This is a genomic window from Terrisporobacter petrolearius, assembly GCF_020748185.1.
Lineage (GTDB): Bacteria > Bacillota > Clostridia > Peptostreptococcales > Peptostreptococcaceae > Terrisporobacter > Terrisporobacter petrolearius.
The window spans coordinates 166,711-178,940 of sequence record NZ_JAHZMO010000002.1; the positions used below are offsets into that span (position 1 = coordinate 166,711).

Here is a 12,230-nt window from a genome sequence, read left to right on the forward strand (position 1 = left end):
TATATATAAAAGTATTATTATATTGTTGATTGTGATTTTGCCCATGTTTTCCCATTATCTTTTGACTCGTATAGTACTCCTTTATCTCCTTTATAGTCACCATCTTGACCTTGTCCTGCAATCATCTTTAATACTCCACCTTCTTTGTAAGGCACAGTTGGAAAATCAAAAATACTTGTAGTAAGGCCACCTTCTAACTCTTCTTCCTCTTGATTAAATTCTACCATTTTAAAGGTTTTTCCACCGTTTTCACTACGATATAGGGTTGCACTATCACCAGATTTATTTACAGTAACTACAAATCCAAGTTTTTCATTTATAAAGTTTATACCGTATATACTTCCAACAGCATCTCCAAAAGGGTTTTCATTTATTTTTTCCCATGTAACGCCACCATCAGTAGTTTTTATTAATTCATAAAAAATACTTCCAAGAGCTGCATCCACAGGATTTAGTTTATATCCTATTTTATCTGATAAGTAAAATTTCTCTTTACTTGATTCATTAGGATTATTGAATTCATCAGGTTTTTCTTCTTCCTTATTAGGATTTTCTCCAGGAAGAATGTTTTGACTTTTACTCCAGTTAGTGTCATTTATTAAATTATACCTAAAAGGCGTTATCTCTTCTTTCTTATTTGGAATGTATAAAGATACGCTATACCCAGTTATTTCTCCACTAAATTCTTCTAAATACATGTTGTATATATCTTCTAGCTTAAGTTCATGACCATCTTCATAAATATTTATTAGCCCTGTTGTATTATATACCCAGCTTCTTTTTCCACTATAAAGTAGCCCATATTCTTTTTCATTATTTTTCAAGTAGGATTTTTTTATATTAATTGCTCTTACTGTTTCTACTAAAGGATCTAATAACTTGTCTTCAGTGTAGTCACCATTTACTACTCCATCAAGTCTTAGAGTCATTTTATTTGATTTGTTGTCATAAGTTATCAGGTAACTCTTCTCCTGTCCATCTTTATTTTTACCATAAACAAAGGCGTATAAATCTGTAATTTTTCCATCAGAGTTAAACTGTAGCTGAAACTCATTGCTCATGTATAATTTCTTTGGTAGAGGATATTTTTCATTTATATCATTAAAAATTCCTGCCACACCATATTTGTAAAAATTATTGTGTTCAAATTCAACACTTCTTTCTGTTTTTGCTCTAAGTATTAACCATGAAAGTTTTCCACCAAAATTTACTGAGCTTTTGTATATGTTGTATCCATAGAATGACGTAATTGCAATTATTAATGCTATAGATGTGTATTTCCAAGGTTTTGATGTTGCTAGCTTGCTTAGATTGCCCTTCTTATTTTTTATAATTTTAATAGATGTAATTACAATAACAAGTATAAAAAATACAGTTAATAGTATTAATATTTGAAGATTGTAATTATGTCTTCCATATTTGCAAATTTCAGCTAGTTTATAAAAGAAAAAACCATATGCTATAAGCAGTATTGGATTTGTTATTAGTGATACTAGTATTTGTTTTAGTTTGTTCATATGTGATTCCTCTTTTCCTATGATTAAATCTATATTTGTATATCAAATTTTAGTATATTTTATAATCATAAATTTTCTTGTTTATTTATATGATATCAAAAACATTTTCATTTCGCATTATTCATAGGTTTTGGGTAAAATAAAAGCTAGCCTCATGGGCTAGCTTTGTTAATTTTTTAGATATACTTCTTTAACTATATAATTAAAAAACGTTTTTATTTAGCTTAGGTCTAAAGGGTCGACATAAAACCCCATCATTATCATTATATCTAAAAATTACGATAAAAAACAGTCTTTTTCTTATAATATTTTTCATATAAAATTAAGTAAATAAAGCTTATAAGGAGAGATAGTCATGAAAAAGGGAATTCTTTTATTATCGTCTGTAATCTGTGGAGTGTTTTTTGTATTTAAACTAATAAGTAATAAAAAAGATATGGCAAAAATAAAATAGTATGAATAGTAAAAAGATATAGGATTTGGTATTATACTAATTCTATATCTTTTTAATGTATGTTTAATAACAACTTGAATTTTTTTATAACTCTAGCTGTAACTTTGAACAGACACTAGTCTTTACCTTTCCCTTTGTACCCGAAAAAATTCCACTTACTTTTCCAATCACTACTGATGCCCATGATGTGATATTTTCAAGTCATTCTAACTACAACAGCTCTTATGGAATACTCATTTAAGTAAGTTCCACAGTGTGTGTAGACTTGTTTTTTCAACTTCTTAGTTTATTAGCCAGATTAATAATATTTTCTAAAATATCACTATCATTACTCCAAATATCAGGAGTTAATCCTACACCTTCTTGGGTATCATTACAAATTATTATATTATTACCAAAAACAAATTGAATTTTAGAGTTTGGAAGATAGGTCTTGTTAAACTTACTTGATACAGATGCTCCATAAGTATTTGTTCCAACTACTATAACATTATCTAAAGTTTTTAAATATCTAACAAAATTTTCTCCAGATGATGCCACACACTCATCTACGATAATAAATATTAATCTATCATTTTTAAATCTTTTTTCTTTACTCTCATCTAAGTACCATTTATTTTCATTTAATGATATTTTTTCAAGTTCCCTGTTATAATCATCTTTTAGCTCATCTATTAGATCATCATAATTCATATTTTCCAAAATCTTTTTTGAAATATAATTATTAATTTTACTGTTTAGTATAATTCCTTCACTCTGGATATGCGGAACCTGCCCAGTATAATTTTTAAACCATTCTATAGACATAATATCTTGACCTCCTGAATTACCTCTAATATCCACAACTGCTATAGGATATTTTTTTATTAAGTTGGCTGATTCAGGAAATAATTTGCTAATTTTGTCATCAGAGTTTTTCTCATACATTCTAGGTATAGTTATTAGGGGTATTTTATCTTTTACTGTATATTTATAGTCCCCACTAGCTACTGATTTATTTATATGAGAAAGTTCAATACATTCAGATATATCTTTATTGTTAAAACTTAATATAACTTTTAAAGTATTCTCTTTATCAATATCATCTAATATTCCTAAGTAATAGCATAAATCACCAGATTTATTTATAGATAGCTTTAAGTATTCTTCTATATTTTCACTATTATCTATTGATTTTATATAATACTTATTTCCATCTTTAATAGTATAATAGCCCTCTTCTGACTTATTAAATTCTATATTTTCGTTGCTATAGTATACCTTAGAAGTCATTGGTGATTTTTGGTTAACACTAAAATGGTTATCCTCTATAAATTTAATATTTTTAAGTATTAACTGTTCCAACTCAGATACTGAAATTATATCATTATCATATTCTTTAATTGTATTTATTATATCTTTTTTAGCATTTAAAAAGGTTGAATCCCCACCGAAATATAAATATCCTCCATAGGAGTATTTTATTACATTAAAAATGAAATCTACATCTGAAATTGCTTGAGATTTAGTTATTGTGATAGGCTTATTAATTGTTTTGCCTTTACTATCATCTAAAACATATGTTATATATTCTAACTGATTTTCTGATATTCCTAACTCATTTGGATTGTATTCATACATATAACTACTTATATCTTTTTTACTTTTATTTGTATTTTTAGTACTAATTTTTTTCTCATTAACTTTATCTACAAATTCACTACAATTATTCCTTATTCTTAATTTGTTAATTTGAAATATAGCTACCACAAATATTATTAATATAAATAAAATCCCCAACTTTTTTCTCATACCTTTCCCCCCTTCAATCATAATATCTAATTTGTATTTTTCAACCACTTTTTAAGCAGCTCTACATCTTCATCCCTAAACACTCTAAGCTTTATATAATTCTCCATATAACCTCCCATTATATAAATAATTACCCTACAATTTGGAGTTTATAAGTTAATTAATAAAATGCTTACTCCTACAAATAGGCATGGGAATATCCCTACTAACATTCCTACTAGACCATGAACAAAATGATACTTTTTTTGATGATATTCTTTATCCATATGTTCAGTACCAGGTAATCTTATTACCTTAATATTAGCAAATAAAATCCAATCCATAAAGAAACAATCCCAAACATTAATTATAAACCAAATAAAAAAGCTTCCTAAAAACCCATCTAGAAAAGTTTTTGCCTGTGCTAAACTCATTAGTCCAACAAGTACTATAAAACCAATGAAAATAAATATTCCCTTCTTAATTATAGCTGTTTTGCTTAATGGTTCTGCTGGTATTCTTTCATGAGTTTTAAAATATTCTTCTTGAATATCTTTTGGATAATCATGAATCCACCAAACTGGATTTTTACATAAAGGAATAAATATAACTAAATTGAAAATCACTGTTATAATTACAGTTTCTATTAATAATATCCACAAATTCATACTTTAACCTCCAATCCAAATTCCTATTTATTTACATAATTTTGTTCATTTATCATTACAATTTTCATCAAATCTCCCCTACCTAGTTAAACACGAGTCTCACAAATTTTATTTAATTAATCTATCATTATTTTTAGAGTAATTTTTCATATAGCCTAAACCACTTCAATCCATAATTCTCTAATCCTAAATCAACAGTATCAATATATTTAAAACCGAACTTTTCATAAAGCTTGATTGCCGGTAAGTTTTTCTCATAAACATCTAAACGAAGTACCTTAATATCCTTCTTATTTGCCTGTTTCTCTGCAAATTTTAGGAGTTCTTTTCCGACTCCTTGACCCCAATAGTCTGGATGTATAGCAAATGTATAAATTACAAATACATCTGAATATTTAAACTGTTTTTGCCAATTTGCCATTAAATAAGCATGCTCTGGCTTATGACTTAATATTATTGAACCTACAATTTTTCCACTTATACTTGCAACATATAAACCACCATCTTTAATTCCAGCAACTGCATCATCTCTAATTGGATATACTCCCTTTTTCCAACCTGGATAATTTACATGAGCTTGTAAGTAATCATTCAATTCATTATACAATTCTTCTAATTTATCAATATCCTTTTCTACTCCTAGTCTAATTATAATATCTATTCATCCTTTCTATAAATTCCTATTTATCTATATTATATGAAAAGCACCTTTAATTTCCCATTATATTAAAATTATTCATTCAAATCCTTTCCAAAGCATACATTTCTAAATGAAAGTAATAGACCAAATTGTATAAAAAAACTAGGTTAAACCTAGTTTTTTCTTTAAATATGTAAATTAACTTTTTCTTCAAACTCTTTAATCCTCTTTAACAATCTATTCTCAGTGTTCTTTTTAAAGAAAATCATACCACCAAGGAAAATTACAGGAACAAATAAAAGCTCTCTCACTACAAATCCTTCAAAAATGCCCATCATGGGAAACATAAGAGAGAAAATAAATCCGAAAACAATAAAAAATTCGCTTCGTTCATGTCGCCAACGAGATGCCTTCGCTATCGCTTCAGGCAACTCCGTCGCTCAAAAATACATTTTTTACATTCCCTAAATGACTTGATATAACTTGATTCCAGAGTTTATCAACAGCGTAAACTTGACTATAATTTCCTTAAATGTAAAAAATTTTATACCTAAGCCACTTTTAAAACTTCCTGAAATATAGGATGTAGACTCCTTTTCAAATATTTCCCCTTCAAAAGTATATGTGTCTAAAACTCCTTTATGAGTAGCATGGGTTCCAGGGGTATTATTTGTATATAGCATAAATTTTATTTTGTTATTAATTCTCCTACATAATAAATTTGTATTAGTAGAATTGTCTGCATTTATAACTTTTAGTTTATCCAGTTTAGTAATCAAAGTATTTTTAGAACAGTTAAAATCAAATCTATGATTGCCTTTATTCATAAAGTCCCCCCCTTTATTGACCACAATTTTAAGTATTGTTTAAATAAATCTCATGAATAAATTGGAATCTATCTTTATAAATCCAGTTGCATAAATATAGCTGTTTTTGCTGGATTATCATTATATCGATCTATAATCTTAAATCCATACTTTTCGTACAATTTAATTGCTGAACTCATGAAAGGAAATGTGTCTAATCTCATATATTTGTATCCTATTTTCCTGGCATCAGATATTACTTGCTCAGTAAGTGCTTTACTAATACCTTGTCCTCTGAATTTTGGACGAACATAAAGTCTTTTTATTTCACAGTATTCATTATCATTCTTAGTTAGGGCAACGCACCCCACAGCCTCATCATTCACAATTGCAAGATACATTCTACCATAGGGTAAACTATATTTATTTTTCATATCTTTTAATTCTTCATCTAAATTTTGTGAAGAAAGACATTCTTTAACATCATTTCCTTGTTTAATAATCATATCGGTATACTCAACTACAAGTTCCCTTATTTCTTTTTCTCTATCATAAGCCAATACAATATTCATTTTCTCTCTCCTTCATAAATTCATATTTATCTCTTAATTGTAGCAGAAAAGCCACTGATTTTATATCAATGGCTTACTATCTCAAGTAATTCTTATTTTATCCTAAATAATTTTTTAGTCTGTGTTTTCACCACCTACTGACAACAGCCTGGTTTCACAAAAGTATTTCTTTTATACTTTTTTGTGTGGAAATTATCATATGTTTTCCCTTATGTACCTTGTATTTATGATTTTGTAAATATAATTAAAATCTGATGCAATTGTTTTGCCTAATTCTCAAAGGATATCTCTACATTTTTTATCAACTTGTTACCGTAGTATACATGAATAGTTGTAGTTCCAACACCTATTCCTGTTATTCTACATTTGTTAAATTCATCACTTACTTTGCAAATGGATGTGTCGTCTACAACATAAGAAAGATTATTTTCATCTATCTTTTCCTCTTTATCACTATCAAAAGCCAAATTCATTATTATAAAATCCCCTTTTTTAAAAACATATGCAGACTTATCTTTTTTGTAATCTATATCAAATATGACTTCTGTTACATTTACCTGACTTGTGTTTAAACCTATAAAAATTGCTGTACCTATAATTCCTATAAAAACTACTATAAGTAAAGGAATTATGTAATTATGTTTTTTCTTTGCAGAGCTTAAACTAGGGTCATTTTCTTGGGAGTCTTCTAGTAAATCTTTTTCGTAATCCTGAGAGTTTATATTATTTTCATTGTGTAAAAAGTTATTCTCCATTTGATTATCTTCGTTAATATCATCAAGCTCATCCAATATTTCTTCCTGTTCGAAATTACCTTTTAGTAAATACTTCTCTATTTTTTTATCTTTTATTTTAATATATTGTGGCCATTTTAATCCATATTTCAAATTTTCCAATATAAAATTTATTCTTTTTTTGGGAATATGCTTCTCTTCCATTATAAGTCTTGCTTTAGTTAGGGCTATTTTTCTATTTAAGTCATTGGTGTTTTTCTTGTCTAAGAGTATTTCTCCTATACCCAGGTCCAAAGCTTCTTTTAGCCATGCAGATTCTTTAGATAAATTTGGTCTTAATTCACTTATCATCACACTTAAATGAGTAGAGTCTAACAATGAATTTTTACCAAAATTTTTTATTATAAATCTTAATGCTCCACCAAGATTTTCTTCTAATTTTTTATCACTCATTTTACACCCCCTCATATATAAATTATTATTTAATTTGCATGTATAGAACTCTATTGTTTTTGAGATTGGGTGTTATTTGTTCTGCTATAAAAATATGTAAATTTATAAAATAAAAAAGAGCATCTTATCTTGATGCTCTTTTAATTGGCATTATATAAAAATTGTAACCCAAAATCTATACAAATAATTTTTAATTTACTTATTTTTTTCTATTTTATACTTTTGATAAAGGATATCTTTTAAAACCAATACTGTATCTTGGTCGTTAAAATTAAATTCATTTTTGAACTCATCGTATAATTTTGATATTTTTTCACAATAAGTATTTATGTTTTGCATTCCTTGATATGAATCTAAAATAGGATATTTTTTACTCCATGCACTAGTCCAATCAATTTCATCAACTATCATTTCTATACTAGTAATATCACCACTTGGATTGCTCTTACTTATAAGATAATCATAACTTACATTATATAGCTGACTTAGTAGTTTGATATTTTTTAACTCAGGAACTGTTTGATTTGCTTCCCACTTACTTACAGTTTGTCTAGATACATCTAATTTATTAGCAACTTCTTCTTGAGATAAACCAGCCTTTTTACGTAAACTTAATATTTTATCTCCTAATAACATAATAATCACATCCTTCCATTTGTTCAAAGTTAACTTGTAGGTATAGTATACTTTAAGGATGAATTATTTTCTACCAATTGAATTTGGAATTTTGTCAATTAAACTTAACATCTAACGAATTTATATAAATACAAATACTTTTTAATTCGTATTATATAACAATTTTTTCTGACATTGTAACGGCAGGATAAATAAGTGTCTGATTTTTTTCATAATAATAGCATTAAATTAAAAATACACTTTCCAGCCATAGATCACTGAAAAGTGTATTTATTAATTAGATTGCTCTTGTATATTTTCTTAACCACTCAGTTTCTTCTTCATTTAAGAATGGTGATATTTTTTCAAATACTTCTTGGTGATAATTGTTTAATAGTTTCTTGTCTTCAGCTGTCATTATATCTGGATTAATTGCGTCTAAATCCATTGGAATAAATGTTATTGTTTCAAAATGCATAAATTGTCCGTATGCATTTTTATTACCTTTTTTGCAAAGTAATTCATTTTCTAAACGTATACCATGAGAACCTTCAATATATATACCAGGTTCATTTGTTATGATCATACCTGCATGGAATGGTTCTATTTCTCCTTTACGATATTGCCAACGGAATCCTGTTGGACCCTCATGAATATTTAAAAGATAGCCCACACCGTGACCTGTACCATGGTTAAAGTTCATATCTCTATCCCAGAATGGTTTTCTTGCAAGCATATCAAGTGTCATACCTGTGCATCCTTCTAAGAATTTAGCACTTCCAAGTTGCATATTACTGATTGCAACTAATGTAAAGTTATCTTTCATTTCTTGTGAAATTTCCCCAAGAGCGAAAGTTCTTGTTATATCAGTAGACCCTTCATAAAAACCTGCACCTGTATCTGATAGATATAAGCTTCCTTCTTTTAATTCAACATCAGTTTCTGGGCTTGATGTATAATGAACTATTGCTCCATGCTCTCCAAAAGAAGATATTGGTTCAAAACTTGGGCGTATAAAATCACCCATTTCACCACGAAGTTGGTCTAATTTTTCAGACGCACTAATTTCAGTAATTTTAGTTTTCGCCACATTTTCTTTTAACCATTTCATAAATCTTACGTGTGCAACACTGTCTTTAATTTGTGCTTTTTTGATATTTTCAATCTCCACTGGATTTTTTATAGCTTTAAATAAAATCTCTGGATTTCTTTGTTCTACTTTTAATACATTTGATGGAATATTGTTATAAAGAGCATAGTTTACTTTTGATGGGTCAAGAAGTACAACTTCATTTTCTCCAATTTTTCTTGCATCTTCATATACATCATTGTATGGATGAAGTACAACGCAGTCTTTAGCAAGATTTGCTTTCATCTCATCATTTAATTTACTCTCATCAATGTATAACTCAACAGTATCTTTAGTGATTATTGCATATGCAAGAACTAGTGGGAAGAACTCAATATCATTTCCTCTAATATTTAATGTCCAACATATGTCATCTAAAGTTGTAAGAACATGAATAGATGCCCCTGCTTTATCCATTTCTTCTCTAATTCTTTTTAATTTGTCTGATGTCGATTCACCTGTATATTTAACGTCCAATGCAAATGCTGGTTCTTTTGAAAGCACTGGTCTATCATTCCAAATTTCACTTATAAGGTCTTCATTATAATCAACTTTTGCATTATTTGCTTTTGCGATTTTTTCATATTCTTGACCTTCTCCTACTGATACTACACGTCCATCAAAACCTAGTGTTTCTCCAGATTTTAATGTTTCTTTTAAATATTCTTCTATAGTTGGAACTTCTGGTTCACCCATTCTCATTAACTCAACTGTAGTTCCTTCAAGTTGTTTAGCCGCTTGTATAAAATATCTTCCATCTACCCAAAGGCGACCCTCAGTCTTTGTTATAATTGCAGTCCCTGCAGATCCTGAAAATCCAGTGATGAATTTTCTAGATTTAAAATACTCTCCAACATATTCACTTTGGTGAAAATCAGCAGTTGGAACTATGTAAGCATCGATGTTTTTTTCTTGCATAACTTTACGTAAGTTTTCAATTCTTTTTACTATATTCATCTTATATTCCCTCTTTTTTTTTATTTTTATTGTCTTGTGCCAAATCATATAGTTTTTTCTTAAATGTAACTTTCAATTTATATATCTTTATAAGTTAAGAAATTCATTTAAAGAATCAACTAATACCATATTGCTTTATAGCAATTAAATTGTAACACCAAATATATATAAGTCAATATTAAATCAACAAAATAATATGGGTAAATATATTAATATAAATAAATTAGGAATATTATGTCACTAGGTATTTGTGCAGCACTACTGATGCGCATGCTGTGATATTTTCAGTCTTTAGCATATAATCTGATTTAAAATAATAAATTAATTTTACTGATTGTTTTGTTGTTCTTTGTATTTTCCAAAGTAAGATATTATAAGATTGGATATAGGATTAATTAGACAACATCCTATTATTAAAATAATTAAATTTTGTAGAGTGCCAAATTTAAACGAAGTATATAGATAGCAAAGAAATAGAAAATACATAAAAGACCTGATGTTTTTTATTCCTTTTTCATTTTCTATTTTATAAATAGTATTACATGTTTCACATTTTATTTCACAAGGAACATCATGAATTATATATTTTAATTTTATGAAACCTTTTAGTCGACTTAGTAAGGTAATTTTATTATTGCACTTATTACAAACCATCATATAATATCCCTCCATTTAAAAAATTTAATTATATAGTAACTGAAATTATATTAAAAATCTACTAAATAAATAAGAGGTAAAAAAGTCATAAGGCCTAAAAGATTATTAGTTATTGAAGGGCCGATGTACTTATAAGTTCAAATAGTCCTCTACTACAATCCATATTTTTGGCTATTAATCGAATACTTTCCTTCCTGCTTCACGCTCGCTCATATTTTAATTTTTTTTGGGGTGTTCTAAAATATGGTTTTTACACTTTACGACAAACTAACCCGATGTTTCCAACGGGTTAATCTACTTGTTAAGATTGTTTATTGTATTTGATAAATAATATTAGCATTATTAAGTAAATAACTATAAATAAAAATGAGTATATGTTTAAAGAAAAGCCATAACTTTTATAATATAAAGTTGCGAAAGTTATAATACTTAACAGTATTATTATAACTTTCTGTTTGAGAAAAAATTTCATAGATTTACTCCTTTAATTAATAAAAAATTAATATTTGCTCTTTATTTGCAGGTCTTCAGTATACTTTATACTTAATAATTTGTGATTTGTTTGAACTCCCTGCTTTGGCTAATTTAAATGAAACACTAAGCATTGAACAAATTATTAATGAAAAAGCTATGAGTTTAGATTTCATTCTTTTTTTCATAATGATAAAACACCCTCTTAATTTATATTCAATATGTCAATTATATTTTAAATATGTTAATTATATTTTATAGGCATTTACTGACACAAAAATAATTCAAACCATTGACAATACTTAAACACAATGGTATTACGCTTAAATAATGGTTTTATTTTACTATTTTTGTATTCTTTCAATATCTTAATATTTTAATATCTTAATGTTTATAATACAGGAGTTTGATATTATATTAGAGAATGTATTTTAATTTTATAAAGAGGAACATTTCATTATTACTACAGTTTAAAATAAATAAGGAGGTTTATTTTTACGTGTTTAAAAAAATAAGGTGGATATCTGTTTTTATATTATTTATTTTTATTATTTCAATTCCAATAGGAGTTAAAAATGAAGCATTGCAACCTATAATAAGTAAACTGTTTATTATATATAGTGTTGGATTAATAATCTTAAATATTTGCGATCTTATATATCAATTTATAGTAAAAAAAAATAATAATTAATATGAAGATTTAATTAAAAATACTAGGAATAAAAAACAACTGTATCTTAGTATTTTTAATGTATACACTAAGGTACAGTTGTTAAAAGAACTAATG

11 protein-coding genes are annotated in these 12,230 nt (G+C 27.1%); all 11 read right to left on the bottom strand.

Annotated features, from left to right (window positions below; all coding sequences use genetic code 11):
• Window positions 1-17: 17 nt before the first annotated feature.
• Window positions 18-1,517, bottom strand: a complete 1,500-nt coding sequence (locus tag K0040_RS02195; protein WP_228107340.1) for a glycosyl hydrolase — start codon at window positions 1,515-1,517, stop codon at window positions 18-20.
• A 727-nt stretch (window positions 1,518-2,244) separates the two neighbouring features.
• Complete coding sequence (locus K0040_RS02200) at window positions 2,245-3,762, bottom strand: S41 family peptidase (protein ID WP_228107341.1); 1,518 nt, start codon at window positions 3,760-3,762, stop codon at window positions 2,245-2,247.
• Between the two features lie 149 nt (window positions 3,763-3,911).
• On the bottom strand, window positions 3,912-4,409 hold the full coding sequence (locus tag K0040_RS02205) for a hypothetical protein (protein ID WP_228107342.1): 498 nt from the start codon (window positions 4,407-4,409) through the stop codon (window positions 3,912-3,914).
• A 133-nt stretch (window positions 4,410-4,542) separates the two neighbouring features.
• The gene (locus K0040_RS02210; protein WP_265588779.1) at window positions 4,543-5,016 is read right to left on the bottom strand and encodes a GNAT family N-acetyltransferase; all 474 of its coding nucleotides are present in this window, start codon (window positions 5,014-5,016) and stop codon (window positions 4,543-4,545) included.
• 218 nt (window positions 5,017-5,234) lie between these two features.
• Window positions 5,235-5,480, bottom strand: coding sequence for a hypothetical protein (locus K0040_RS02215; RefSeq protein WP_228107343.1), 246 nt, complete (start codon window positions 5,478-5,480; stop codon window positions 5,235-5,237).
• Window positions 5,481-5,513: 33 nt separating this feature from the next.
• Complete coding sequence (locus tag K0040_RS02220; RefSeq protein WP_228107344.1) at window positions 5,514-5,876, bottom strand: hypothetical protein; 363 nt, start codon at window positions 5,874-5,876, stop codon at window positions 5,514-5,516.
• Between the two features lie 74 nt (window positions 5,877-5,950).
• Complete coding sequence (locus tag K0040_RS02225; RefSeq protein WP_228107345.1) at window positions 5,951-6,427, bottom strand: GNAT family N-acetyltransferase; 477 nt, start codon at window positions 6,425-6,427, stop codon at window positions 5,951-5,953.
• A 269-nt stretch (window positions 6,428-6,696) separates the two neighbouring features.
• Window positions 6,697-7,614 carry a hypothetical protein gene (locus K0040_RS02230; protein ID WP_228107346.1) on the bottom strand — a complete coding sequence of 306 codons (918 nt, stop codon included), beginning with the start codon at window positions 7,612-7,614 and terminating at the stop codon, window positions 6,697-6,699.
• 195 nt (window positions 7,615-7,809) lie between these two features.
• Entirely contained in the window at window positions 7,810-8,250 is a 441-nt protein-coding gene (locus K0040_RS02235; protein WP_228107347.1) for a helix-turn-helix domain-containing protein, read from the bottom strand.
• 277 nt (window positions 8,251-8,527) lie between these two features.
• Entirely contained in the window at window positions 8,528-10,315 is a 1,788-nt protein-coding gene (locus K0040_RS02240) for an aminopeptidase P family N-terminal domain-containing protein (RefSeq protein WP_228107348.1), read from the bottom strand.
• A gap of 327 nt (window positions 10,316-10,642) precedes the next feature.
• Entirely contained in the window at window positions 10,643-10,972 is a 330-nt protein-coding gene (locus tag K0040_RS02245) for a hypothetical protein (protein WP_228107349.1), read from the bottom strand.
• Window positions 10,973-12,230: the final 1,258 nt, after the last annotated feature.